The 25,446-nt window shown below is 63.2% G+C and carries 24 protein-coding genes, 1 tRNA gene and 1 pseudogene; 15 read left to right on the top strand and 11 right to left on the bottom strand.

Annotated features, from left to right (window positions below):
• The first annotated feature begins 262 nt into the window (after positions 1 to 262).
• Positions 263 to 844, top strand: coding sequence for a hypothetical protein (locus JQ553_RS33260; protein ID WP_212504306.1), 582 nt, complete (start codon positions 263 to 265; stop codon positions 842 to 844).
• A 39-nt stretch (positions 845 to 883) separates the two neighbouring features.
• Here JQ553_RS33260 and JQ553_RS33255 read toward each other — a convergent pair whose 3' ends face one another.
• Entirely contained in the window at positions 884 to 2,722 is a 1,839-nt protein-coding gene (locus JQ553_RS33255; RefSeq protein ID WP_212504305.1) for an alkaline phosphatase family protein, read from the bottom strand.
• Between the two features lie 206 nt (positions 2,723 to 2,928).
• A complete protein-coding gene (locus JQ553_RS33250) occupies positions 2,929 to 3,156 on the bottom strand; it encodes a hypothetical protein (protein ID WP_212504304.1) in 228 nt (75 codons plus the stop codon).
• Between the two features lie 180 nt (positions 3,157 to 3,336).
• Here JQ553_RS33250 and JQ553_RS34745 point away from each other — a divergent pair.
• Together JQ553_RS34745 and JQ553_RS33245 are read left to right on the top strand one after the other, a co-directional pair.
• Positions 3,337 to 3,417, top strand: a pseudogene (locus tag JQ553_RS34745) (DNA-binding protein); the annotation flags it as partial.
• Between the two features lie 140 nt (positions 3,418 to 3,557).
• Positions 3,558 to 3,854 carry a septal ring lytic transglycosylase RlpA family protein gene (locus JQ553_RS33245; RefSeq protein WP_212504303.1) on the top strand — a complete coding sequence of 99 codons (297 nt, stop codon included), beginning with the start codon at positions 3,558 to 3,560 and terminating at the stop codon, positions 3,852 to 3,854.
• Positions 3,855 to 3,905: 51 nt separating this feature from the next.
• Here JQ553_RS33245 and JQ553_RS33240 read toward each other — a convergent pair whose 3' ends face one another.
• Both JQ553_RS33240 and JQ553_RS33235 read right to left on the bottom strand, forming a co-directional pair.
• Positions 3,906 to 6,374: a PAS domain-containing protein gene (locus JQ553_RS33240; RefSeq protein WP_212504302.1), complete on the bottom strand. Its 2,469-nt coding sequence runs from the start codon at positions 6,372 to 6,374 to the stop codon at positions 3,906 to 3,908.
• Positions 6,375 to 6,445: 71 nt separating this feature from the next.
• Entirely contained in the window at positions 6,446 to 7,210 is a 765-nt protein-coding gene (locus tag JQ553_RS33235; protein ID WP_212504301.1) for a thermonuclease family protein, read from the bottom strand.
• Positions 7,211 to 7,435: 225 nt separating this feature from the next.
• On the opposite strand from JQ553_RS33235, the gene JQ553_RS33230 reads away from it, so the two are divergent.
• From JQ553_RS33230 to JQ553_RS33215, 4 genes are all read left to right on the top strand, one after another.
• The gene (locus JQ553_RS33230) at positions 7,436 to 7,642 is read left to right on the top strand and encodes a hypothetical protein (RefSeq protein WP_212504332.1); all 207 of its coding nucleotides are present in this window, start codon (positions 7,436 to 7,438) and stop codon (positions 7,640 to 7,642) included.
• Between the two features lie 167 nt (positions 7,643 to 7,809).
• Positions 7,810 to 9,825, top strand: coding sequence for an acetyl/propionyl/methylcrotonyl-CoA carboxylase subunit alpha (locus tag JQ553_RS33225; protein WP_212504300.1), 2,016 nt, complete (start codon positions 7,810 to 7,812; stop codon positions 9,823 to 9,825).
• A gap of 104 nt (positions 9,826 to 9,929) precedes the next feature.
• On the top strand, positions 9,930 to 10,808 hold the full coding sequence (locus JQ553_RS33220; RefSeq protein WP_212504299.1) for an oxaloacetate decarboxylase: 879 nt from the start codon (positions 9,930 to 9,932) through the stop codon (positions 10,806 to 10,808).
• Positions 10,805 to 11,104 carry an acylphosphatase gene (locus JQ553_RS33215; RefSeq protein ID WP_212504298.1) on the top strand — a complete coding sequence of 100 codons (300 nt, stop codon included), beginning with the start codon at positions 10,805 to 10,807 and terminating at the stop codon, positions 11,102 to 11,104. Before JQ553_RS33220 ends, JQ553_RS33215 begins: the two co-directional genes overlap by 4 nt.
• Before the next feature lie 3 nt (positions 11,105 to 11,107).
• Here JQ553_RS33215 and JQ553_RS33210 read toward each other — a convergent pair whose 3' ends face one another.
• Positions 11,108 to 11,920: a class I SAM-dependent methyltransferase gene (locus JQ553_RS33210; protein ID WP_212504297.1), complete on the bottom strand. Its 813-nt coding sequence runs from the start codon at positions 11,918 to 11,920 to the stop codon at positions 11,108 to 11,110.
• A gap of 184 nt (positions 11,921 to 12,104) precedes the next feature.
• Between JQ553_RS33210 and JQ553_RS33205 the strand changes: the two genes are divergently transcribed.
• The 3 genes from JQ553_RS33205 to JQ553_RS33195 are packed head-to-tail and all read left to right on the top strand — an operon-like array spanning position 12,105 to position 14,786.
• Complete coding sequence (locus JQ553_RS33205; protein ID WP_212504296.1) at positions 12,105 to 12,662, top strand: GbsR/MarR family transcriptional regulator; 558 nt, start codon at positions 12,105 to 12,107, stop codon at positions 12,660 to 12,662.
• A 25-nt stretch (positions 12,663 to 12,687) separates the two neighbouring features.
• Positions 12,688 to 13,353, top strand: coding sequence for a DUF4166 domain-containing protein (locus tag JQ553_RS33200; protein WP_212504295.1), 666 nt, complete (start codon positions 12,688 to 12,690; stop codon positions 13,351 to 13,353).
• Positions 13,350 to 14,786 (top strand): TIGR01777 family oxidoreductase, encoded by a 1,437-nt coding sequence (locus JQ553_RS33195; RefSeq protein ID WP_212504294.1) that lies wholly within the window; start codon positions 13,350 to 13,352, stop codon positions 14,784 to 14,786. The genes JQ553_RS33200 and JQ553_RS33195 overlap by 4 nt, the downstream gene beginning before the upstream one ends.
• Positions 14,787 to 14,795: 9 nt before the next feature.
• Here JQ553_RS33195 and JQ553_RS33190 read toward each other — a convergent pair whose 3' ends face one another.
• Positions 14,796 to 15,650, bottom strand: coding sequence for a LysR family transcriptional regulator (locus JQ553_RS33190; protein ID WP_212504293.1), 855 nt, complete (start codon positions 15,648 to 15,650; stop codon positions 14,796 to 14,798).
• Between the two features lie 120 nt (positions 15,651 to 15,770).
• Here JQ553_RS33190 and JQ553_RS33185 point away from each other — a divergent pair, with 120 nt between their 5' ends.
• Positions 15,771 to 16,196 (top strand): 4-oxalocrotonate tautomerase family protein, encoded by a 426-nt coding sequence (locus JQ553_RS33185; protein WP_212504292.1) that lies wholly within the window; start codon positions 15,771 to 15,773, stop codon positions 16,194 to 16,196.
• Between the two features lie 9 nt (positions 16,197 to 16,205).
• On the opposite strand, the gene lipB is transcribed toward JQ553_RS33185, so the two are convergent.
• Positions 16,206 to 16,934, bottom strand: a complete 729-nt coding sequence (lipB, locus tag JQ553_RS33180) for a lipoyl(octanoyl) transferase LipB (protein WP_212504291.1) — start codon at positions 16,932 to 16,934, stop codon at positions 16,206 to 16,208.
• A 60-nt stretch (positions 16,935 to 16,994) separates the two neighbouring features.
• Here lipB and JQ553_RS33175 point away from each other — a divergent pair, with 60 nt between their 5' ends.
• Positions 16,995 to 17,237: a FliM/FliN family flagellar motor switch protein gene (locus tag JQ553_RS33175; protein WP_212504290.1), complete on the top strand. Its 243-nt coding sequence runs from the start codon at positions 16,995 to 16,997 to the stop codon at positions 17,235 to 17,237.
• Between the two features lie 99 nt (positions 17,238 to 17,336).
• A tRNA-Leu gene (locus JQ553_RS33170) sits at positions 17,337 to 17,421 on the top strand.
• Positions 17,422 to 17,819: 398 nt separating this feature from the next.
• Here the strand turns inward: JQ553_RS33170 and JQ553_RS33165 are convergent.
• Together JQ553_RS33165 and JQ553_RS33160 are read right to left on the bottom strand one after the other, a co-directional pair.
• On the bottom strand, positions 17,820 to 19,211 hold the full coding sequence (locus tag JQ553_RS33165; protein WP_212504289.1) for an HlyD family type I secretion periplasmic adaptor subunit: 1,392 nt from the start codon (positions 19,209 to 19,211) through the stop codon (positions 17,820 to 17,822).
• Positions 19,208 to 21,001 carry a type I secretion system permease/ATPase gene (locus JQ553_RS33160; protein WP_212504288.1) on the bottom strand — a complete coding sequence of 598 codons (1,794 nt, stop codon included), beginning with the start codon at positions 20,999 to 21,001 and terminating at the stop codon, positions 19,208 to 19,210. The genes JQ553_RS33165 and JQ553_RS33160 overlap by 4 nt, the downstream gene beginning before the upstream one ends.
• A gap of 567 nt (positions 21,002 to 21,568) precedes the next feature.
• On the opposite strand from JQ553_RS33160, the gene JQ553_RS35025 reads away from it, so the two are divergent.
• Positions 21,569 to 22,282: a calcium-binding protein gene (locus JQ553_RS35025; protein ID WP_283817320.1), complete on the top strand. Its 714-nt coding sequence runs from the start codon at positions 21,569 to 21,571 to the stop codon at positions 22,280 to 22,282.
• 123 nt (positions 22,283 to 22,405) lie between these two features.
• Here the strand turns inward: JQ553_RS35025 and JQ553_RS33150 are convergent, their stop codons facing one another.
• Complete coding sequence (locus tag JQ553_RS33150; protein WP_212504287.1) at positions 22,406 to 23,797, bottom strand: polysaccharide deacetylase family protein; 1,392 nt, start codon at positions 23,795 to 23,797, stop codon at positions 22,406 to 22,408.
• Between the two features lie 34 nt (positions 23,798 to 23,831).
• Positions 23,832 to 24,686 carry a polysaccharide deacetylase family protein gene (locus tag JQ553_RS33145; RefSeq protein WP_409363114.1) on the bottom strand — a complete coding sequence of 285 codons (855 nt, stop codon included), beginning with the start codon at positions 24,684 to 24,686 and terminating at the stop codon, positions 23,832 to 23,834.
• A gap of 222 nt (positions 24,687 to 24,908) precedes the next feature.
• On the opposite strand from JQ553_RS33145, the gene JQ553_RS33140 reads away from it, so the two are divergent.
• Positions 24,909 to 25,229, top strand: coding sequence for a DNA-binding transcriptional regulator (locus JQ553_RS33140; protein WP_212504286.1), 321 nt, complete (start codon positions 24,909 to 24,911; stop codon positions 25,227 to 25,229).
• Positions 25,230 to 25,446: the final 217 nt, after the last annotated feature.

The following is a 25,446-nucleotide window of genomic DNA, read 5'->3' as shown; positions in this document are numbered from 1 at the left end:
GAACTCTTAGCACCTTCTTCCGATGCGCGCTCATGCGACGAAATAACCACTGCGACAGGAAAAGCCTGGAAATGCCCAGATAATGCCGTTTATCGCCGCCACCACGCTCGCGCCTGCTGCTATATGGGCGAACCGTGACAGGGATCACAGCGACCAAATGGCAACCATGTAAAAATCTCGAAATGGAAGTTTCGAATCATTAACTACCCATTTACGCCCGCATGGAAAAGCTGGCCTGAGATAGGAATTGAAAGCTCTCACTATGTCTGCCCCAAGTACCAAGACCGCTGAGTTCTTCAGCGGTGCACTGCAACCGTCCTGCCGCAAGACCGCCGCTCACGCTCTGGCTATCGTTCGCGACGGCGTCATCACCGGCGAAGGCCCGACCACCAGGGGCCGCATCCATTTCTCCCGCGCGCTCGATGCCGATGACGCCGCATGGTGCGCGCGCATCCTGACCGCATCCGCCGTCGAGCATCAGCCTGTCAGCCGGGCGGAGGCCGAGGCGTTGTTCGAGATCAACGAGGCTGCCGCCGAGCGCAGCGACGATGGTCGCTTCGACGATCTGCTCGCCAAGGCTGTCGCCCATCACGCGGCGTCCGAGTCCGGTCTGCCGGTCCCGCCGCGCACGGTCGCACTGTCCCCTGACACCGACATCGAGAGCTGGGCGCCGACAGAGGCAACCAAGATCGACACCAAGGTGCTGGAATGGATCGCCGAGCAGATGCGCAGCAAACGCCGCGCCAGCCACGCGCTGGCGGCGATGGTTGCGACGCTTGTTGGCGCGACCGCGTTGCCGCTCGCTGCCCAATTACCCAATGTGCTCGACATCGGGATGATGTAACATCATCATCCCGACAACGGATTCCACAGTGCGGCGGGGTTATTTCCCCGCCGTTTTCTGTTTGGCGTCGCTAGCGTCCAGTCCGAGCGTGCGCCCGGGAAATCCCGCGACGTCGAAATAGCGAGTCGAGAGCACGCGCTGGAACTTGATCACGGTGCGCAGGCCGCCTGCGGCCGGCTTGGAGGTCATAGTACCCTCGGCCATCTTCGGCACGATACCGTTCGGGAGCGCTTCCGACATCACGCGGCCCATCAGACCGCCATTGCCCGGGCTGCGCAAACCGAGGAGCTGCGCGGCGGTCATTCCGACGTCGGCGTTGCTGACGGGAAGCGGATCGACATAGCCGGACTTGAAGTCGGGTCCGATCGCCGCGGTGAAGTTGAAGGTGTCGCCGCGGCTGAAGCTGCCATGCATGCCCTGGCCTTGCCGCAACACGGTGTCGGCGATCTGCACCGAGCAGTTGGTCGCGATCTCGCAGCCGCTCGACCAGGAGCGGAAGTTGACCACGATCGACGGGTTCGGCGTCAGCGCCTTGCCCTTCAGATTGAGGGCCGACATCGGGAGCGTGCCGCGGAAGCGGCCAAGCTTATCGTCGACGAAGAGCCCGCTGACATAGTCCTGCTCGAGCAGCGCCTTGACGACGCGGTCGGCCAGCTTCTTGTCCCTGCCCGGCAGATAGATCAGGTCGGAGCCGCCGTTCGTCGCGACCACGACGTCGGGCTTGGCCGGATCCTGTCCGAGCACGCCGTTGCCGGCCTTGGGATGGGCGTCGTCGGCGACGCGCGCGTTCTTGTCGTTGGGGTCGTAGAGCGGCAGGTTCAACGCCTTGGCGAGATCGATCGCCAAAAAGCCCATCGGCAGGAAGTCCTTCGGTGTGTCGTCATAGGAAATCTTTGCCGAAGGGCTCGTCTTGCTCTCCTTCGAAATCGTCGAGAAGCCGTGGTCGGAGGAGACGATGATGTTGGTGTCGGCGGCAAGCCCGAGCTCGTCGAGCGCCTTGCGGATTTGCGCCAGATTGTTGTCGGCATTCCTGATGCCGGCCATCGAGGTCGGGCCGTTGATGCCGGGCGTGATGGTGTTGAGGCTGTCGCCTGTATTGTGCTGGCTGCCATCGGGATCACGCGACCAGAACACCAAAACGAACGGTTTGTTGCGCGCCTTGAACATCGGCAGCACCACCTTGGTCGCGACATCCGCCATGTAGGCCTGCTGCGCCACATTCGCGCTCGTCGTGCCAGGTGTCTTGGCGTCGCCCGCCTTGGCGTTGTCGCCGCGGCCGGGCGTGACCAGCGGCAGGTTCGCCTTGGTGAGAGCCTCCTTCATTTCGTCGGAAAGGGGAACGCCGGTCTTTCCGCCGGTGGAGTCGTCGATCACGATCGTGTTCCTGCCGCGATCGGTGTGGTCGAACAGCAGCGTGGGGCCGACCTTGCCGATCGCCGCGGTGCTTAAGCCGTGGCCGCGCGCCATCTTCAGGATCGTTTCCTCGTTGAGGTAGTCGCCGTTGAAGTGATCGTCGACATCGGCAAGCACCGCGTCGTTTTCGATGAAGGGCACCACCGTGTCGCCGGCCGGCGTCGAGGTGTAGCCGGTGTAGATTGTGTTCGAGAACGTGCCGGTGTCGCCGAGATAGTGGCCGGTCGACAATGCCGAACTGTTTGCCATGGTGAAGGTCGGAAACAGCGAATGCGAGTTTTTGAAGTTGACGCCCTTGTCGCGAATTTCGGCCATCGCCGGCGCGGTTTCCGGCGTCACGATGCCGCCGCGCAGGCCGTCCGGGACGAACAGGATGAGGTTGCGCGGCTTGGCATTCTGCGCCGATGCGGCGCCCGCTGACAACGCAATGATGCTGGCGGACAAGAGTGTGACGGCACGGCGCATTTTGTTATTCCCCATAATCAATTTTGACTGATCCCGCAGCCCTCGTTTAGATTTGCGATATGACAGAATTGTTACAGCAGCCTCGCGACGAGATGATAGCCAGAGTTTTGCCTGTATGCGCCTGAAACGAGGCGTCGCTCGTGGGCCGGGCGGTCCTGGCCTCGGTTGCCCGGACGGAGAACTGTGATGAAAACTGTGTTGGCTACTCAAAGGCTGGCCGCGTTGCGACGCGCGAACCACCGGCGCGCGGCGACGACGGCCCACACAGCCTCAACAAGGCCGAATGGCCAAGCGCCCTGCAGGAAGCCGTAGGCCGAGCCGAGCGCGCAGGCCATCGCGAAGGCCAGAATGAACCAGGGACTTCGATCCTCGGCGGCGTAGCAGACGAGCATCATCGTCACCGCGAACAAGCCGAACAGTGTGAGAGAATCCATAGAAAGAAAAGCCGCCACAGACTGCGAGCCCATGATTACGTTCATTGCCTTGCGGGCCGTGGGTTAACCATGTTGGATTCCGTCAATCAAGGACCAGGAGCGGCCGCCGCCCCATGTCGGCGGGCTCGACCTCTTCAACGCCGGGGGATGGCTGATCAACTCATCCGAGCTGTGGCCGGTGCCGGACGTCATGTTCATATCGTACTCGGTCTATCCGACGGTACGACCCGGGGCGGTCATCTGCTCGGTGGCATCGTGCGAACGTGCCATGGTCTGTTCTCCGCTTGCTTTACAGGCCGGCCGCGCGCGAAGGCGTTCCAAATTCTCAAGGTGAAGGTCGAACGGAGGGAACCCGGGCTGCGGAACCGTGTTGTCGACCGGGGCGACCGGCAGGTTGATCAATGAGAACCGCAGCAACGTCCGCGGCTCTGCTGCTGTTTGCCATTTGCACGGCAAACGCGGAGAGCGGCCTTGCGTCCTATTATCGCGGCATCGGCAAAAGCGGGGAAATGACCTGCGCCCATCGCAGCAGGCCGTTCGGCACGATGGTGAGGGTTTCCTATCGGGGACGATCGATACAGTGCCGCGTCAACGACCGCGGCCCGTTCGTCCGCGGACGGATCATCGATGTCTCGACCGCGGCAGCGCGGGCGCTGGGCATCCTGCAACTCGGCCTTGCGCACGTGATGATCGAATAGGGTGCCGGTCGATGATGCGCGAGATGATCCGCACTGGCATCAGGACTTGCATCAGGACTTGGCGGCCGCCGCCCTTTGCTCGCCAATTGCCTTCCTGAGCGTGCGCGACAGCGCTTCCACGGAGTAGGGCTTCTGGATCAGTTCGAAGCCGCTGTGGACGTTCTCGGCGAGAACGTTGCTGTAGCCGCTGGTCAGTACCACGGGCAGACCGGGGAAGCGGTCGCGGATGATGCCGGCAAGCTCGACGCCATTCATGCCGGGCATGATCACGTCAGAGAACACCAGGTCGGCGGAAAACTCGTTCTCCGACAGGATCTCCAGCGCAGCGTTGGCGTCGGCCGCTCGCTTGACCGAATAGCCCAGGTCCTCAAGGAGCTCAGTGGAGAAGCGGCCGACATCGTCATTGTCTTCCACGACAAGGACGCGATAGCCACGGCCGATCGAGGCCTGCTCGCTGCCGGTCGCAGTCGCCACCTTCTCGCTCGCAGGTCGCGTCGCTTGCGGCAGATAGATGGTGAAGGTCGCGCCCTGTCCGAGGGCGCTTCTCACCTCGATGTCGCCATCGGACTGTTTGGCGAAGCCAAAGGCCTGGCTGAGCCCGAGACCGGTGCCTTTGCCGACTTCCTTGGTCGTGAAGAACGGCTCGAAAATTGCGTCGAGATTTTCAGGCGAGATGCCGGTGCCGGTGTCCTCGATCGAGATCGCGACGAAGTCGCCGTTGCGCGTCGTCTGGGCGCGCAGGGGAGGGATGGTGCCGACCTTCCTGACGGCGATCGTGAGATGGCCCTCGCCGCTCATCGCGTCGCGGCCGTTGACGGCGAGATTGATCAGCGCGGTCTCGAACTGGCCGATGTCGGCGATCGCAAAGCAATCGGGGTCGTCAATCCTGACGTCGATATAGATGCGGGCGCCGACCAGCGGACGGATCAGCCGCGCGACGCTTTCGACCTGTGCGCCGACATTGAACACCTCGGGCTTGAGCGGCTGCCTGCGCGCGAACGCCAGCAGCTGGGCGGTCAGCTTGGAGGCGCGCTCCACCGTCTCGCCAATCGCGTCAATATAGCGGCGGCGACGCTCTTCGGGCAGTTCGCGCCGGCGCAGGAAATCGGTCGCGGAACGGATGATGGTCAGGAGATTGTTGAAGTCGTGCGCGACGCCGCCGGTGAGCTGTCCGACCGCTTCCATCTTCTGCGACTGCCGCAAGGCTTCCTCGCCGCGGCGGCGCTCGGTGATATCGACGGCTTCCGGCACCGCGCCGATGATGGTGCCGTGCTGGTCACGCAGCGGCCGCATCTCGAAGTCGAAGCTGCGGTCACCGATCGGCAGCCGAAGCAATATCTCCGTCTTGACGTCCTCGCCGAGCATCACCGTGGTGAAGGCGTTTCTCACCATTTGCGACGCACCTTCGGTCGCGCTGAACCAGGGCGTATCCCAGAACGGCTTGTCGATGACGTCGGCTACGTCCGCGCGAATGCCGGTTAGCGCCGTCTTGTTGGCATACAGGAGCTCGCCCTTCTCGTTGAGCAACACCTGATACTGATGGCTGGTCTCCAGGATCGCGCGCATCTGGGCTTCGTTGGATTCGAGCTGCGCCGTGCGTTCCGAAATCCGCCGCTCCAGCGTCTCGTTGAGCTTCCTGAGCTCGATCTCAGCTTCCTTGGCCGCGGTGACGTCGTGAGCAACGCCAATGAAGCCGATATGCTTGCCGTTCGGATCCCATCGCGGCTGCGACTCCGAGCGCAGCCAGCGCCAGTCGTCCGCCGCGTTCCGGTAGCGCGCCTCGAGCACGAACGGCTTGAGCGAGAGTTCACCCGTGATCTGCTCCTGCAGGATGCGGGGCAGGTCATCCGGATGCAGCGCCTTGCGCCAATCGAACACAATCGCTTCCTCGAAGGGCAGGCCGATAAAATCGAGATAGGCCTGGTTGGCGAAAGAGCGCGTGCGGTCGAGTTTTGTCACCCAGATCGGGACCGGCGCACTGTCGGCGATCAGGCGGAAGCGCTCCTCGCTCTCGCGCAAGACCTCCTGCGCGAGCATTTGATCGGTGACGTCAAGATCGGCGCCGACCAGTCGCTGCGCGCGGCCGGTGCGGTCGCGCTCGATCTTGGCGACGACGCGGATCCAGCGGCTCTCGCCGTCGTTTGGCCGGATGATGCGGTATTCGTCTGAATAATCCTCGCCTCCGCCCTTCAGAACTTCGAACAGGTGCTCGATCGTCCGCTCGCGATCCTCCGGATGGATGCGCGCGATCCAGTTCTCGTAGGTCTCGTTTGCTTCGCCGGGCGGCAGTCCGTGAACGAGCAGATATTCAGGTGAGCGACGGTTTCTGACGCCGTCGCGGAAATCGATCTCGAGCCCACCGACCCGCGCGATACGCTGGATCCGTGCCAGCTCGGCTTCGCGGTCGAGAAGGGCGCGGTGCGCCTGGTCGCGTTCGCGCGCGATCTCCTCCAGGTGCTGCCGCAGTCGTTCCGCTGCAGCAGCCTCGGGAAGCGCATCGGTGGGATCGGGGGGAGTCATACGCGCCGGCGACCTCTTGGCCCAGTCTCACACAGGACGAGGCGTTTTTGCCAGCGATGATTTGCTGCGATTCATTTGGCCTTGGCGCCGGCCCGGCAATTATAGGCCCTGCGGAACCCGGCGGCTTGCGCATCGTCTTCCGAGCAGAACCAGCGGTCCGGATTGGTTAAGCCGGGGTAACTGCGGCACGCCTGCAGGTGGTAAATGCCAATGTTTCCCGTCATGCGGGCGCGGGCTGCATATTTGCCCTTGATGTTGCAGCCGGCGGGCATGATGCGGTCGTCAGGAAAGAGCGCGTCGCGGATCTGCTTGTCGCGATCGGGAGGGCAGGAGCCGCCGAGCAGGGTGCCGTCCTTCTTGCCGAGGCGAAACTCCCGCGGCGCTACGAAGCAGCCTTTCCAAAGTCCCTGGCGGTCGTCCCGTGCGGCGGCTTCATCGGGCCTGAAGCGGCCGGTGGCCGATGCTTCGAGATTCAGGGCATAGCCCTGGCTGACCAGAAGCTGACTCAGGTTGGTCGGATCATCCTCGATCTTGCAGACCCCGAGACGGCGCTTCTTGTAGGTGGGATCGACGCCGATATCGTCGCAGTGAACCTGCTTTCCTGCGATCAACTTCGTCAGCCGATCGCGCGCTTCGACGCCACAGGTCCAGACCTCGGCGTGTTCGTCGATGCATAGCTGGTCGAGGGCCGGCGCGTCGATGCCGTCGAGCCGGTAGGTCATGTTGCCGAGCTGGATCGTGCCGGCGTCACGAACGATGGCATTGGCGGCAAGGGTTGAGTTTACGGAGAGACACGCGAGCAGCAAGGCCGCGACATGGAAAGCTCGTAAGCGCATTATCTCACTTCAATGTGTTCTGGCGAGCGGGCGCTCTTCTAGCACGTCTTCGGTCAAGCCAAACACAAGCTGTCGTCCTGCTGAAAATTATGCCGCGCCCGTTGGGTGAATGAGCGAGCACAGCAGGCGCCCCCGGACTGTCCCGAGATTCTGGTGACGGGAGCATTGACTTGAAGAGAACAAAATAGGAACATGAGCCTCCCGACGGAATCCCGGAATCGACCGATGCCTTCCCCACAGCCCGAATCCGATGATGAAGACGGGCTCGAAGCTTCGGTGGACCAGGCCATTGCTGCCTGCGGCGGTGATATGCGCGCGACCATCCGCGCATTGATCGTTGCAAATGAATTTCTCGAGCATGAGGTTGGCGAATTGATGAAGGCAGTCGCGCGCGCCCATGCACGCGGCCGATTTCAAACCTATTCGGGTTGAAAATACCGCTCGTGGCGCCGGGATGGATCGGGCGGGCCGCATTAGACCGTTGCCTCCCAGGCGTTTTGCTGTACCACGGACTGGTTACGCCCAATCGGCCGTGCCAGATTGCGCGGAGAGGATCCTACCCAAGTCGAAAAGCCCGAAAAAGAGCAAGCAAGAAGAGCATGTTCAAACGAATCCTGATCGCCAATCGCGGCGAGATAGCCTGCCGGGTCATCAAGACCGCCCGCCGTATGGGGATTGAGACGGTCGCCGTCTATTCGGAGGCCGACCGAGACGCGCTGCATGTCGAGATGGCGGATGAAGCCGTGCTGATCGGCCCGCCAGCTGCCGCCGAGAGCTACCTCCAGATCGACAAGATCGTCGAGGCCTGCCGCAAGACCGGCGCGCAGGCGGTGCATCCCGGTTATGGCTTTCTGTCCGAGCGTGATGCTTTCCCGCGTGCGCTGGAGGCCGCGGGCGTTGTGTTCATCGGTCCGAACCCCGGCGCGATCGCCGCGATGGGCGACAAGATCGAATCCAAGAAGGCGGCCGCCAAAGCCAAGGTCACGACCGTGCCGGGCCATCTCGGCGTCATCGAGGACGACCGCCATGCGGTGCAGATCGCCGAGGAGATCGGTTATCCCGTGATGATCAAGGCCTCTGCCGGCGGAGGCGGCAAGGGCATGCGCATCGCGCATTCGAAGGCGGAGGTCGCCGAAGGCTTCAACCTCGCGAAGGCGGAGGCAAAATCGTCATTCGGCGATGATCGCGTTTTCATCGAGAAATTCATCGTCGATCCCCGCCATATCGAGATCCAGGTGCTCGGCGACAAGCACGGCAACGTGATTTATCTCGGCGAGCGCGAATGTTCGATCCAGCGTCGCAACCAGAAGGTCATCGAGGAAGCACCGTCGCCGCTGCTCGACGAGCAGACCCGTCGCAAGATGGGCGAACAGGCGGTCGCGTTGGCGAAAGCCGTGAACTACGATTCCGCCGGAACCGTCGAATTCGTCGCCGGCCAGGACAAGAGCTTCTACTTCCTCGAGATGAACACCCGGCTGCAGGTCGAGCATCCCGTCACCGAGCTCGTCACCGGCATCGACCTGGTCGAGCAGATGATCCGCGTTGCGGCCGGCGAGAAGCTTTCGATCGCGCAGAAGGACGTGACGCTGACCGGCTGGGCTGTGGAATCGCGCGTTTATGCCGAGGATCCGTTCCGCAACTTCCTTCCGTCGATCGGACGACTGGTGAAATATCGTCCGCCGGCGGAAGCGAGCCATGATGGCATCACGATCCGCAATGACACCGGCGTGCAGGAGGGCGGCGAGATTTCGATCCACTATGACCCGATGATCGCCAAGCTCGTGACCCACGGGCCGTCGCGCGCCGCGGCGATCGGGGCGCAGGCCACTGCGCTCGATGCTTTCTATGTCGACGGCATCAGGCACAATATTCCATTCCTGTCGGCGCTGATGAACCATCCGCGCTGGCGCGAAGGGCGGCTGTCCACCGGCTTCATCGCGGAAGAATATCCGAAGGGATTTTCGTCGCGGCCGCCGGAGGGCGAGATCGCGCGGCGGCTCGCCGCGGTCGGCGCCGCCATGGATCATGTGCTCGGCGAACGCAAGCGGCAGATTTCCGGCCAGCTGGGCGGCCGCGTGGTGCAGCGCGAGCGCCGCCGCGCGGTGTGGCTGGACCGCGAGGAGATCGCGCTCGACGTCGCGCGTGAGGGCGATTCGATTGTGGTGCGCTTCGTTGGCGGCGACGGCTTGCCGGGCAATCCGCACAACCTCGTGTCGGGCTGGGTGCCGGGCGAGCCGGTATGGCAGGGCACGATCGACGGCAACTTCGTGGCGCTGCAGGTTCGCGCGATCAACAACGGCTTCCGTCTCGCGCATCAGGGCTTCGAGGTTCCGGTCTACGTCTTCACCGAGACCGAGGCTACATCGGCGCGGCTGATGCCGGTGAATTCGGCGGCCGACACCGGCAAAAAGCTGCTGTGCCCGATGCCTGGGCTCGTGGTCTCGATTGCGGTGACGGAGGGGCAGGAGGTGAAGGCTGGCGAGACGCTGGCGGTTGTCGAAGCGATGAAGATGCAGAACGTTCTGCGCGCCGAGCGCGACGGCACCGTGAAGAAGATCCACGCGGCCGCCGGCGCGACACTCGCGGTCGACGCCTTGATCCTGGAGTTCGCTTAGACCCGTCACACGGGCGCAGCGACCCAATCCATGACGCGACGATGAAATTATGGATTGCTTCGCCACCGCGCCCCTCGCGATGACGAATTGAGGAGTCTTTTGCCATGGCCTTCCGCAAACGACGCGAAGCACTACGGTCGATCCTGAGTGGATCGGCCTGTATTCGTCCGGGCTCGGTTTACGATGCGACCTCGATCCGGATCGCGGAGGATCTCGGCTTCGAGCTCGGCATGTTCGGCGGCTCTGTCGCTTCGCTCGCCGTGCTCGGCGATCCCGATATCGCGCTGATTACGCTCACCGAGCTCGCCGAGCAGGTGCGGCGAATGTCGCGTGCCTCTGATCTGCCCGTGCTCGTCGATGCCGATCATGGCTATGGGAACGCGCTCAACGTCCGCCGCACCGTGCAGGAGCTGGAGGCCGCGGGCGTCGCCGGGCTGACGATCGAGGACACTTTGCTGCCGCAGGCTTTCGGCGTCACCGGGCCGCAACTGATTCCGCTGGAAGAAGGAATCGGCAAGATGAAGGCGGCGCTCGACGGCCGCGGCGATCCGGCGCTGGTGATCATGGGCCGAACTGGCACGCGCGGCGGCGGCGCGCAGGCGTCGGGCTTTGACGATTGCCTCGCCCGTGCCAGAGCCTATGACACGACTGGAGTTGACGCGCTGTTCTTCACCGGACTGACGACGCGCCGGGAGCTCGACGCGATTGCCGCGGTGACGACACTTCCGATCGTGCTCGGCAATACCCAGGGCGAGCTCGACGATACAGCCTTTCTTGCAAGCCGGCGCGTCAAAATCGCGTTGCAGGGCCACGCGCCGTTCGCGGCCGCGACGCAGGCCGTGTACGAGACGCTGAAGGCGTTGCGCGAGGGCGGTTCGCCGAAAAGTCTCAAGGGACTAGCGTCTCCCGAACTCACCGGCCGCGTGATGCGCAGGGCGGAGACCGAGGCGCGCGCCGGTGAATTCCTGGGTTTGAAGAAGTGAGTGGCGCCATCCGCCATGTCACTGTCCGCGGTCGTGTGCAGGGCGTCGGCTACCGCGCCTGGGTCGAGGACGAGGCGACGTCGCGCGCTCTCGAAGGCTGGGTGCGCAACCGCCGCGACGGCAGCGTCGAGGCCGTATTTTCCGGGCCTGACGATGTCGTCTCCGCAATGGTTGCCGCGTGTCAGCGCGGTCCGTCGTTGGCGCGGGTTGACGGCATGCGGGCAGATGTCGGCTATCCCGACCTGTTGAACCTGCGCAGGGCAGGAGAGCGGTTTTCGGTTCTGCCGACGGTGTGAGCCTTACGCGGCGGCCGAAATCATCAAAGCTTGAATGCGGCCTTCGATCGCGCCGCTGCCGAAACGGCGGGCCAGCGCATCCGCTGCGCCCTTCGTCGCGGCCTCGAGGTCCGGCGCGCTACGGCTCTCGATCTCGCTGCGCATCGGTGTGCCCTGGCAAAAGGCGACGGCTGGGTCCTGCGGTGACGCCGCGCGGCTGCGGTGCGTGATCGTCTCGATCGCAATTTCGTTGAAACCAGCGGCGATGAGGTCGGAGCGAATGCGTCCCGCATCGTGGTAACCATGCGGCGTGCGGATCATGAATTGCGGAGGGTTGTCCGGGAATATCGACTGCAGCGCCTGGTGCACGACATCGGCAAATTCGTTCTCCTCGATCCTGTCCCAGACGTTGAACAGGAAACGTCCGCCGGGCCTGAGCACACGGCGCGCCTCTGCGTAGCCCTTGATTCTGTCGGGGAAGAACATCACGCCGAACTGGCAGGCGACGACGTCAAAGCTTGCCTCGCTGAAGGGGAGCGCGAGCGCGTCGGCCGGCTGCCAGGTGATTTGCGGCTTGTTGGAAAGGCGTGTCTTGGCTTGCAGGAGCATCGGTTCATTGAGGTCGGTCGCCGTGATGCGCGTGCTTTCCGGCAATACCGACGCGAGCGCGCTTGTTACAGCGCCGGTGCCCGCCGCCGTTTCCAGCACGTCGCGCGGCTGGTGGGCATCGACTCGCTGCGCGAGGTCCCTTGCATAAGGTGCAAAGATCATCGGCACCAGCAGTCGATCGTAGAGTTGGGGGATCGACCCCGTGAACGCCTTGTCGGATGCCGTCATGACTGGCTCCTGGTCGGGGCAGGCTACTGGTCGCGGAGCCGAACAGGAGCCGCTGCCGCCAGATTGTATCTTCTTGCATGCAAGGCCAACGCCGCAGGTTGCCGCAGGAAGACACGATCGTCTTCGCAGCCATGTGGCGCGGTCGGCCCTTGACTTCTGATCCGAACTATCTGATATTTCTGTTATGACAGAAGCAACCGCCAGAAGGAAACTTCCCGCCGTCGTCGAGCGCTTCATCCTGCACTGGGGCGACATGGGCGACGAGTGGGGGGTTAACCGCTCGGTCAGCCAGATTCACGGGCTGCTCTATCTCGCGGAAACGCCGATGACAGCCGAAGACATCGCCGACACGCTCGGCATGGCGCGCTCCAACGTCTCCAATTCGATCAAGGAACTGTTGTCGTGGGGGTTGATCCGCCGCGTTCCGATCCTCGGCGATCGCCGCGACCATTTCGAGGCCGAGACCGACATCTGGGAGGTCGCAGCGAAGATCGCGGCCGGCCGCAAGGAGCGCGAGATCGATCCCGCGGTCGCGGCGCTGCGTGCCTGCGTCTCCGATGCGGCCGATGACCCGGCTATCAGCCCGGTCGCAAGCAAGCGGCTGAAGGAGATGCTGGCTTTCACCGAACTGGTCGACCGCTGGTACGCGCAGATGCTCACCGTACCGCGGTCGCGCCTGGTCGCGCTGGTCAAGCTTGGCGAGAAGATCGTGAGTTTCCTGCCCACCGGCAAAGCCAAATAGGGCGGGGGTGCAACGGGAGTGTGCGATGGCGTCAGCAAGGATACCAACCTTAAGGACATCGCCGGCTTCCGACACCAGGCTTCTCGAAGATCATCGCTTTCGCGCATTGCTTTCGGACGAGGATTGGGGCCGGCTGCCGCTGGCGATCTGGCGACGGTTCTCGAAACGCTTTGAGGACGGCAGCACCGTCGTCTATGTCGGCGAGGTCGACGAAGTCTCGTTCAGCCGGATCGGCTGGTGGCTGGCGCAAGCTGCGCGCCTCATAGGCGGACCGTTCCCGACACGCGCCGAGACGCGCGTGCCAATGATCGTTACGGTCACCGAGGACGCAGCGAGCGGCGGCCAGATCTGGACCCGCATCTGCGCGCGCCGCAACGGATTTCCGCAGGTCATTCATTCCGCCAAGCGCTTCGCCGGCCCGACGGGACTCGAGGAGTATGTCGGCTTCGGCGTCAGCATGGCGCTGCGCATCGCCGTCGAGCATGAGGCCTTGGTGTTTCACAGCGTCAGTTATTCGCTGCAGCTTGGCCCCTTTCGGCTTCGGCCGCCAGAATGGCTGACCCCCGGCAATCTCACTGTGACCCATGCCGATCTCGGCTGTGGTGAGTTCCGCTTCACGCTCGAGATTATCCACCCGCGTTTTGGCCGGCTGATCCGTCAGTCGGCCGTGTTCAGGGAGGCCTCGTCATGACGCCGCTGCTTTGGATCCTCATCGCGGTCCAGATCGCGATGGGCGTGTTCGACACCTTCTATCACCACGAATTCACCGAGCGGCTGGCCTGGCGTCCCTCGCAACGCTACGAGCTCAAGCTGCACGGCGTGCGCAACATGCTCTACGCATTCCTGTTCCTCGTTCTCGGCTGGCTTGAGGTGCACGGCGTTTTCGCGATCGCCATCATCGCGGTGCTGGTCGTCGAGGTCGTCATCACGCTGATGGACTTCGTCGAGGAGGATTTAAGCCGGAAACTGCCGCCGAGCGAACGCATCAACCATACGCTGCTCGCGATCAACTACGGTGCCATTCTCGTCCTGCTGCTGCCGGTCCTGATCGGCTGGGCGATGCTGCCGACCCGGGTCGAACTCGCCTATACCGGACCCCTGAGCATTATCGCCGCGGCGTCGGCCGTCGGCGCGGCGCTGTGCGGCGCGCGGGATTTTGCAGCCGCAACGCGCCTTGGTCGGATGATCAGCGTGCCTGCGAAAATGCTGGTCGAGAAATTGCCGGCGCGGCAGGCCGTGCTCGTCACCGGCGCCACCGGCTTCATCGGCAGCAGACTGATCGCAAGCCTCACGGCGTCGGGTCATCAGGTGATCGCGCTAATTCGCAATCCTGCCAAGGCCGAGATGCTGCGGCCACCGATTACGCTGATCACGAGCCTCGACCAGTTGCCCGCGGACACCAGGATCGACGTCATCGTCAACCTCGCGGGCGAGCCGATCGGCAACGGGCTGTGGACCGACGCCAAGCGCCGGGAGATCCTGGCATCGCGCATCAATATGACGGCCGACGTCGTCGCGCTGATCGCGCGGCTCGAACGCAAGCCATCCGTGCTGGTGAACGGCTCCGCGATCGGCTGGTACGGTCTCTGGCAGGATCAGGTGCTGACCGAGTCGGCCAAATCCCACGCCTGCTTCAGCCATGAGCTCTGCGAGGCCTGGGAGAATGCCGCCAGGCCCGCCGGCGATTACGGCGTGCGCGTCGCCTGTTTGCGGATCGGGCTCGTGATCGGCACCGACGGCGGCTTCATCACGCGGATGCTGACGCCATTCGAATTCGGCCTCGGCGGCCCGCTTGGATCGGGCAAGCAGTGGATGTCCTGGATCGAACGCGACGATCTCGTGCGCCTGATCGCGCATGTGATCGCAAAGCCCGAGTTGGCAGGACCGATCAACGCGACTGCGCCGATCCCAGTGACCAATACCAAGTTCACCGAAGAATTGGGACGCCGGTTGCATCGGCCCGCGATCTTCCGCGTTCCGGCGGCGCTGCTCCGCACCGTCGGCGGCGATTTCGCCGACGAGCTCCTGCTCGGCGGCCAGCGCGTGCTGCCGAACAAGGCGCTGAGCAACGGTTTTGTATTCCGCCACGAAACCCTGCGCAGCGCATTCGATGCGATCCTGTAGAGTGCAGGATCACGCTGCCCCGGCGACGCTCCGGAACGTCGCCGCCAGCGTCCGCAGCGCCGCAAGCTTGACGGGATCGCTGACCTTCGAGTGTAGAATAACCTTCGATGAGCCAAGCTTCGGCAGTTTGTTCGCCGGTCCGATATCGATCAGTCCCGAAGGCGCGATGCGACGGGCGAGAGGCGCAACGGCAAGGCCCGCGAGCGCGGCGGCAATCACGGCGGTGACGCCCCCGCCGACAAAACCCTCGGTCCAGGCAATGCCAGCCTTGTCGAGCGCGCGAACAGTCAGGGCGCGCACGCCGCAGGGCGGAGCCAGCGTGGCGAGGGGCAGGGCATCGCCGCGCGGCCATACGAAGCGCCTGGTCGCGAACCAGCCGAATTCGTCCTCGGAGAGTTTCTCGCCGCCGCGACGGCTGCCTTCCTGCCGCACGATCACGGCATCAAGCTCGCCGCCGTCATAGGCGTCGAGCATCTCGCGCGAGAAGCCGATCGTCACGGCGAGCGCAAGCTGCGAGGCAACGGCGTGCAGGCGCTCCAGGAGCGGCACCAACTCGGGGCCGGCGGCGTGGTCGCTGATGCCGAGCGTGAGTTGCTGGCGCGCAGGGGCTTTATCCGATAGCGCGCGGTCATGCGCTTCGATCAGCGCGCGGGCGTGGTGGAGGAAGGCCGCGCCGTCGGCGGTCAGCCGCACCGCGCGCGGCGAGCGCTCGACCAGCCGCTTGCCGAGCACGGTCTCCAGCCGCTGCAGCTTCATGCTGATCGCGGCCTGTGTCGTCCCGAGCGCCTCCGCCGCACGGGTAAATCCCTGCAACTCGGCGACGAGGAGGAAGGCTTGCACGGTATCGATATCGAGCGTCGCCATCTTATGATCAACAATAGTTATCATTGCTATTGGGATAGATAAGCTACCAAGATGGTTCGGAAAGTTCTAGCTGGAAGATGCGCGATTTGATCGCGTCAACGGAATTCCAGGAGAACGATCATGCCCCTCATCACCGTTACCTATGCGACCTCCAGCGAGACGCCGTCGCTGAAGGCCGACATCGCCGCCGCCGTGTCGGAGCTCACGGCAAAAATCCTGCACAAGGATCCCAAGGTCACCGCGATCATCGTAAAATCGGCCGATACCGCCGACTGGTTCGCAGGTGGCAAGTCGCTGGCCGAGCAGAAGCGCGCGAGCTACTGGCTCGACATCCATGTCAGCGAGGGCACCAACACCAAGGACGAGAAGGCGGCCTATCTCGCGGCGCTGTTCGAGCGCATGGGCGAACTGCTCGGACCGCTGCACAATGAAACCTATGCGCATGTCGACGAAGTGAAGGGCGACGCCTACGGTTTCGGCGGGCTGACCCAGGAGCGCCGCTATATCGCCGGCAAGCTCGAGGTCTCGCCGCGGAAGGCGGCATGAGGCCGATAATTATTCCGTCGCTTCTGGCAGGCGCGCGTCGGCGCCGCCAAACACCTCCGAAAAGGCGTGACGGAGCGCGATGTCGAGGTCGGCCATCGTGACCGGCAGACCGAGGTCGACCAGGGACGTCACGCCGTAGCGAGGATCCACCACTCCGCACGGCACGATTGCCTGGAAGTGCGTGAGCTCGGGCTCGACATTGATGGCAATACCGTGAAGCGAGACCCAGCGGCGCAGCCGCACGCCGATCGCGGCAATCTTGTCCTCGTGGCCGGCCCCCTTGTCCGGGCGCCTGACCCAGACCCCGACGCGGTCCTCGCGGCGCTCGCCACGGATGTTGAAGGCGGAAAGCGTTCGGATGATCCATTGCTCGAGCGAAGCGACATAGGCACGAACGTCCGGTCGGCGCCGTTTCAGGTCGAGCATCACATAGGCGACCCGCTGGCCGGGGCCGTGATAGGTCACCTGGCCGCCGCGGCCGGTCTGAAACATCGGAAATCGGGGATCGAGCAGGTCGCCGGCCTTGCCGCTGGTGCCCGACGTATAGAGCGGGGGGTGCTCCAGCAGCCACACCAGTTCGGGCGCCTTGCCGGCGGCAATCGCGGCCACGCGGGCGTCCATCTCAGCCAGAGAATCGGGGTAGGGGACCGGACGGTCCGAAATCCGCCATTCGACCTCGCCACCGGCGGACGCCCGGGCAAAGCTCGTCAAATCAAGGCCTTGGCGATCATTAACCATTCGCTAACCCTAACGTGGTCAGGTGAAACCACAATCTAGTTCCAGTTCGGCGGTTCAGAAGTGGCCACCCTCGATAAAGTCAGCGTCGATCTCATGGTGGTGCTGGGCACCACGACCATGCCAATCCACCAGGTCATGCGGCTTTCCCGCGGCGCCATCATCGAACTGGACGCCACCGAGGCGGACGAGGTCAAGATTCTCGCCAACAACCTCCCAGTCGCCAGCGGCGTCGTGCTGGTCGATCGCAACCGGATTGCGGTCGAGGTCAAGCAAATGCTGCCGAAATCGCCGGGCGTTAGGTAGTTAATTTCGGTCACTTACCGCCTTGTCCCTGCATCGGTGATTTGTTACATGGCGCCGTCGATCCGGCGGTACCCACTGGGGTTCCAGCCGGCATCCCAAGCGCTCGTGGCGGAATTGGTAGACGCGCTGCCTTGAGGTGGCAGTGAGTAACATCGTGGGGGTTCGAGTCCCTCCGAGCGCACCAGTCACCAAAATCGGGTTTGATTTTGCTTTGCCTTTCGCCCTGATGCCTTCGTGAGGTGCGAAGATGGCGCATTCGTGCTTTTGCGGCGGCGGCAACCCCGATTTGCGATGGCGTCCGATCAAGGTGCAATGGATCTGATCCTGCGAGCTGTACCGGCTGACCCATTCCGACTGCGATCTCAGAGGCGAGGTCTTCAAAGCTGAGGCAATCGGGATCGGGCAGGGATGTTCGGCGGCGGTAACGATGGCACCGATGACCGCGAAGGCGGGTCGGCTGGCTTTTTGTCGAACACATCAACGTCCCCCGATCGGGACGTAGTCACGCGGCGCTGCTACTCACCGGCTCCGCTTGCGACTACGGTCGGCCGGGACAGGCGGTGACGATGCACATGCGCCGCTTTATTGCTCGCGAAAGGCTCGATGAAAGCTATCGCGGATCGGCTGGGTGATGTAGTGGAAGAAGCTGCGTTCCCCGAGCTGCACCATCGCTTCCACCGGCATTCCGGGCGTGAGATGGATGTTGGGCAGCCGGTCCAGCTGCTCACGGTCCAGCAGAATCTGCACCTTGAAGTAATCGTTCTTGGTCTTCTCGTCGGTGGTCACGTCTGACGCAACGTAGATGACACGCCCACCCAAAAACGGCACCAGGCGTTGCTTGAAAGCTGGAAGACGGACCTGCGCTTCGAGGCCCGGGTACACCACGTCGATGTCATTGGGCGAGAGATTGACCTCGGCGACCAGCCGGTCGTGGGAAGGAACGAGTTCCATCACCGTGTCGCCAGGCTTGACGACCGCGCCGACATTGAAAATGTGCATGTTGAGAATGGTACCGTCGTCGGGCGCCACGAGGTCCCGCCTTACGGCGACATCCTGTGCCGCCCGCAAATTGTCCTCGGTTTCGTTCAGCTTGGAACGAGCCTCACGCCTGTCGTCCGATACGTCCTGCAGCCGTTGATCCCGAGTCTGTTTGATGGACGAACGTGACTCAGCAATGGTGGCGCGCGCGCGTTGTATCTGCCCGGCAAGATCACCTAGGGTGCCGTTCAGCGCAGCCTCGCTGCGTTGTAGTTGCAGCACCTCACTCAGCCTCGACAATCCCTTTGAAAACAACGTCTGCTTCACCGCGACCTCGCGCTGTATCAGACCGAGCTGCTGCTGGGTCGCCTGTTGCTGTTGTTCAGCTGAGCTGATGACGGCAAGCTGCTGGTCGATGCGATCCTTCAGCACGGAGATCTGGCTGTTCAGGCCGACGGTACGCGCCTCGAAAAGCGCGCGCTGCACGCTCATCGCATCGGCGGCTCGCGCGGCATCGAGACCCCGCCCGACGGCGGCGGCCAGCAGCTCCGGCTGAAACTGTATCTTGCCGTCGCCCGCGGTTTCTGAATCGAGGCGAGCCAGTTGCGCAAGCAACGTCCATCGCTGCGCCTTCGCCGTCTCGGCGGTGGCACTTGCCTGCGCGTCATTCATTCGAATCAGGACCTGACCGGCCCGAACGTGTTCGCCATTGTGCACCAGCAGTTCCTGGACCGATCCGCCCTCCTGGTTGGCGATCACCCGATGGCTTCCCTCATCGCTGATGACGCCCTCCGCTATCGCGGCTTCGGCCAGGGGAGCGAAGAATGACCAGGCCGCGAAGCCGCCGATGAAGATCGCTATTGAGATGAGGCCGAGCAGCACGACGCCGTACGTCGGCGGACGCGCCGCATTCATCCATGGCGGCGGCAGTAACGGAACCGGCTGCTCAAGCTGCGAGAAAGCGATGTTCTGCGAGAGGGCGGGGGTCTGGGTCATGATGCGGCGAGGCTCTTTTCGCGTCGTGGCGGTCCGGCAACCTTGGCGATGCGGACTTCAGCGGCCGGGCGATCGTCGGGGGCGGCCCGCGCAATAACGCGATTCAAAACCTCGCTGCGTGGTCCGAACATCTCGACGGCACCATCCCGCATCAGCAGCACCAGATCGACGTGCTGCACCAATCCCGGACGATGGGAGACAAGGATGACGGTGGTTTCAAGCGCCTTCAGTTTCTCCAGCGCGATAATCAGATTTTTCTCGGATTCGCCATCGAGATTGCTGTTGGGCTCGTCCAGGACGATGAACTTCGGATTGCCGAACAAGGCGCGCGCCAGGCCGATCAATTGCCGCTGGCCGCCGGACAGGAGCTGGCCGTTCTCGCCGATCTCGGTCTCATAGCCCCGCGGCAACCGCAGTATCATCTCGTGGCATCCCGCAAGCTGTGCTGCCTCGTATACCTGTTCCGGATTCGCTTCCCCCATCCGAGCGATATTGCGGAACACTGTGCCGTCAAACAGCTCGACGGCCTGCGGGAGGTAGCCAACATATCGTCCAAAATCCTCCCGCATCCATTTATGCACGTCAGCGCCGTCGAGGCGGACTGAACCGGCGCTGGGAGCCAGCGTTCCGATCAGCATCTTGATCAGCGTGGTCTTGCCGGCGGCCGACGGCCCAATCACCGCGAGGCTGTCGCCGGGGCTGAGGGTGAACTGGACCCCTTTGACGATTGCAGAAGTGGTGTTGGGGAAACCGTATGTGACGCGTTCCACCGTGAGACGCCCGACTGGTTGCGGTAGCGGAAGCCCGGGCGGACGCAGGCGCGGCTGCCGCAGGAATGCCTGCAGCCGGGCGAAGGCCTGCCTCACCTGAACGAGTTGCTTCCAGCCGCCGATCAGCATTTCGACCGGCGCAAGCGCCCGACCCATGATGACAGAGCTCGCAGTCGAGACCCCTGACGTCAGCTCATGCTGCAACACCAGATAGCATCCGACGCCGAGCACGGCGATCTGCACGCCTAACCGCACGAATTTGGCTATGGCCAACAGCACCGATGCTCGCTGCGCTGCGCGCCGCTGCGGTATCATCATTTCCGTCACGGACTCCTGCCAGCGGCCCATGACCGCCGGCATCATGCCCATGCTGTCAATCGCCTCCGCGTTGCGCGCGATGCTGTCGGCGCGACGCTGCGAGTTGATCGCGGCTATGTTCGCTTCCTTCGTCAGCCGCGACGTGATCAGTTCATTGAGCAGGGTAAGAACGAAAAGAACAATCGCACCGCCCGTCGCGACAAGACCCAGCATCGGATGCAGGATGAAGATGACGCCAAGAAACACCGGCACCCAGGGCACATCGTACAACGCGAGCGCAGCGGTCGATCCGACGTAGCCGCGGCAGGTGGCAAGGTCGCGCAACGCCTCCATACGATAGGTGTGGCCGCACAGAACATTCTCGATTGCCCTTGCGAATCCCTCCGGCGCGACCTTCAGTTCCACCCAGCTCGCCACTCGCTGCATGATCTGGTTACGCGAAAATTCCAGAATAGCCAGCAGCAGGATGGCGGTGCCTGCGATCAGTGAGAGATAGAGCAGCGTGTTGAAGTTACGGGTCGTTAGCACGCGGTCGAAAATCTGCATCATGTACAGGGAAACGGTGAGTTGCAGCAGATTCACCATGCCACTGAATAGACCCACCAGCAGCAACTGCTTCTTGCAACAACTGACCATACGGCTGAGAACCGTTTCGGTCCGCTCGCGCTGGTCCAGCGTCGCGAGCCTCGGCATCGAGTTCATAGCTTGAGTTCTCCGGCCGCAATCGTCAGTGGCGCGTATACAACCTTGAGCTTAGAGGCTTGCTCCGACAAATCTAGGAATTTTGTGCTACCTCCGTAACGCAGGTGAATCAGCTGTGTAGTCGTTGTGTGTTGAGCGAAGCGAGGCCTGCATTGATTAACGCTTCCCGGTTCAACTCACTCCGATTTGGAGCTCTGGTCGACGCCTTCGTCGAGGGCAAAACGTTTGCCTGCCGCCACGTGACGAAGCCTCTTGCCGGACAAAACGCATCACGGAGGTGGGTCGTCGGTGCACCATCGATCGCCGACGATGGTCCCGCGACGGCGGACGGTTACAAACCAACTGGAAGCCCGCTTATTTTCTTTGTGGGCGTTGGCGGCTCAAGTTCATATCGCGCTCAAGTCCATATCGCGCCGATGTGTAGTTGGCCGAGCCCATGGATTGCAGCCGTAACGGAAAAGGCCATCCATCGTAACGCCTGTAGTCATTCGGTAACGCGGCACTGCAAACCTCGGCGGTGTTGCAACACGCGGTTGTGTTGAAACACACATGAGGACGACGACTACGATGAATGCACAGACAGTAGCTGACATCCAACAACACGCATTCGATATCATCACGGGCACAGACGGCACGGATCCTGCGCTGAACGGAACTGCGGGGGACGACACCATAGTCGCTTTGAACGGCAACGACACGGTAGATGGCGAAGCCGGGAACGACACGATCATTGGCGGCGCCGGCGACGACATCATCCACGGTGGAAGCGGTACTGACATTATCCTCGCGGATGACGCCGGCGCAGGCAACGGCAATGATTACGTGTACGGCGATGGTGGCGACGATCAGATCAACGGCGGCGTCGGGAGCGACTACCTTTACGGTGGTACTGGTGACGATATTATTGACGGTGATACGGTCGGCAGAGTTGGCGGCGCTGATTACTTGTTCGGCGATACCGGCAACGATACGCTGAATGGCGACGACGGCAATGATCACCTCACCGGCGGCTCGGGCGACGACGTGCTGACCGGCGGAGCCGGGAGTGACACCTTCAGTTTCTCGATGATCGAAGGTGTTCAGCTCGACAATATCACCGATTTCCATTCGGGCCATGACTCCGTCAGCCTCACCGGGTTCGGGACGGACATCAATGATGTTCTTTCCCATATCCAAGACACTGATGATGGAGCGACGCTCCATCTCGAGAATGGCGCGACCATCGTATTCGAAGGTGTGCAGGCAGCCGATCTTCACACCACTGACTTCCAGCTCGCCTAATGACGAAGAGCTGACGACGGCTCGTAGCCCTCGTGGCGATGGCTTAACTGCCATCGCCACACCAGAGTGGCCCGGTAGGTGTATGCACGCTGCGATTTGTTAACTCCGCGGAGTGTGATCATGTTACTCCGGCGGGCGCTTGGCGATAGCGGCCGCGTCTGCGCGCGGCGTTCTCTTCTTTAAGCTCGCGAGATGCATTGGGCCGCCGCTCTTGCCAGGCTGCGCGGCATGTTGGGCGGCACCGCGGCCTTTGCCGTGGACCGACGCACCCGGGACTTGATGTGCGGCTCGCTTGGCGTGACTTGCCTGGCGCGCGGAAAGCGCATGCGAGCGGGACGCGGCCGGGTTGGTTGCGCTCGACGCATCGGGCTTTCGCTGCGCGAGCCGTTCGCGGGCTGCTGATCTCGTCGCGAGCAGCGTCAGGCTGAGCCCTTCGGGAATTGTAAAAACACTCGCTGCCGGGCTCGGCAAAGTCGAGCGTGAAGCGACCTGTGCGAGTTGCGGCTGCGGCCAGCGGGTCAAGTGCGGCTGCGGGGCGTGGGTCCGTTGCGCCTTATCGAGCACGTCAGCGTCGCGCCAATCCACGTCGGCAAACACCGGCGCAGGCAACGCTCGCGCCTCGGTGAACACGAAGTTCGGCACGATCGGCCAGCGCGTAATCGCCACCGTCTCGGTCGGTGGATGCAGGTACCATTGCTGCGGCTCGGTCGGCGTCGCGGGACGGTCCGGCGTTGCAGGCACGACATGGACGATGCGATAGCCGCGCGCCTTCAGTTCGTTCAGGATCCGCGGCAGGGCCGCGACGGTGCGCGCCTGGATGTCGTGCAGCAACAGGATGCCCTTGCCCTTGGCCTCAAGCCGCTGGATCGCGAGATCATAGACCCGCTGCGGCGAGACGTGGCGCCAGTCATCGGCCACGAAATCGGCGCTCCAGACCTGGATGCCCTGGGAAGCAGCATAGTTTTCGGGAATTTCGGCGCGCAGCAATCCGGGAATTCGGAAGAACGGAGCGAGCTTGCTCTTGTCGCCGTTCAGCGCCGCCACCGTCGAGGCAACGCCGTCATCAATCTCCTGTCTGGCCTTCTCCGCCGACATCTTGTTGAAGGTCAGCGGATGATTCTGGCTGTGCGTGCCGACGGTATGTCCGGCGGCGACGAGCTTGCGCACGCCTTCGGGGTTGGCATTGGCCTGGCGGCCGATGGCGAAGAAGGTCGCCTTGACGCATTCGCTCGCGAGAATGGACAGCACCTGGTTGCTGTATTTCGGCAGCGGGCCATCATCGAACGTCAACACCACCTCGTGATCGGCGAGTGGCAGGGTCTGAGGATACTGCATTGTGCCGATCCGCGGATGTTCCCTCGGATCGACCACGAGCGTGCGCGAGGTTCCGAGCGCGTCGGAACGGCCCTGGCAATTGGCCGCAAACGCGGCTTGCGGGGCAAGGCTACCCAGCAACGCCAGACAAACCACGGCCCACGACCCTTTCCGCACACTGATCACGTTGCTAGCGCTCATGAAATCTGGCCGCACCTTCAACGAACTCGAATCCCTACGTGCGGCGCCATGAATGCCGCCTTAACGGTCCGTAGTCCAGACCCCGCCCTGCGGCGGCGGTCCTGGGCCCAGCCGGCACGAGATGAACCACGCGATAGTGATGTTCGCGCAGGTATCGCAGGAAAGGCGGCAGCATGGCCGCCGTTTGGTCCTTTGTGTCGTGCAGCAAAATGATTCCCTTGCGTGCCGCTTCGAGCCGGCGGATCAGCAGCTTCAGTTGCTGATCCGGTGTCATCTTGTCCCAATCGCTCGCCCAGAAATCGGCGCCGAAGACCGCGATGCCACGCTTTTCGAGATTGTCGAGCAATTGCGGCGTCGAATCGAAGTAGGGAAAACGGAAAAACGGTGTACTCGGTGTCGCGCTCGCCTTGCCGTGCAGCACCTTCTCGATCGCGCTGATCCCCTTGTCGATCTCGGCCTCGGCCTTGTCGGGCGGCAGATCCTTGAGATTGGCGTGGGTCCAGGTGTGATGGCCGATAGTATGGCCGAGGTCGGCGATCTTCCGCACCAGCTCGGGGTGCTCCAATGCCGGCCGGCCGACCATGAAGAACGTGGCGCGCACGCACTCGGCCGACAGTGCCGCGAGCACCTTGCGGTCGTTTGCCGGCTGCGGCCCGTCGTCGAAGGTCAGGACGACCTCGTGATCCTCGAGCGGCAGCGTCTGGGGAAAGCTCTTCACCCCGACGCGGGGGTAGGCCGACGGATCGACCGCGAGCACGCGCGAGGTTCCGAGCGCGTCCGCGCGCGGGCACTCGACGGCCAGCGCGGACGAGGCCAGGGAGGCTACGGCGATGGCGACAAACATCGCAGTTCCGTTCGAGCTCGAACGGCCGCCGGAAACATTCCACATTGCGCAGGTCCCTGCCGATGGGTGTCCGTCCGCATTAATCGGCCAAATCCTCCACTCCTGTCAAACCGGCGAACGACGGTAACGCCGATAATATCGACGCTGACCGGCCGCCGTTCGTTCGCCGGCCCGGGCACAGTTCCGGCTGAAATTGCTGGGTTTTTATCTTTAAGTGGACCTTAACACGCTGCGGCGATGATGCAGTAACTCCAACAGGGGCACATTATGCGGCGCTTGCGACTCAAAGCGGACGGACGGATCGTCGAATTGCGCGACGGGCAGGAGTTCCCGCTGGTGCCTGCGCTGCCCACCCAAACGGTGCCTGCGAGGTCACAGCCGGCAGTGCGTGACTTGCGGCGTCGGGCGCAACTGACCCAGCTCGAATTCGCCGCCAAGCTTGGCGTGCCGGTGGAGACGATCCGCAACTGGGAGCAGGGCAAGCGGGCACCGCGTGGGCCGGCCCGCGCACTGCTTGCCGTCATCGCGCATGCGCCGGACACGGTGTTCGCGGCGCTGTCCAGCGATCCCGCGCCGGCTGGCGCGTAGCGCTTTCTGCCACCATAGGTCGCTGACCGGCTTTCGACCCGCATCTCAACCGCCTGTTCGCGGTGTCATCGGATATGCGCTCGCATTCTCGCGACGCGGTGCGCCCGAGGTCTGCGTCACTTTCCACCCCCATGAAGAAATGAGGGCGCAGGGAAAGCCGGGTGCCGATCGCACCCATGGGTCCCGTGCAACAAAAAGCACGGGGGTAGGACCACAG

The organism is Bradyrhizobium lablabi, from assembly GCF_018131005.1.
Classification (GTDB): Bacteria; Pseudomonadota; Alphaproteobacteria; order Rhizobiales; family Xanthobacteraceae; genus Bradyrhizobium; species Bradyrhizobium lablabi_D.
This window is presented reverse-complemented; position numbering and strand designations above follow the sequence as displayed.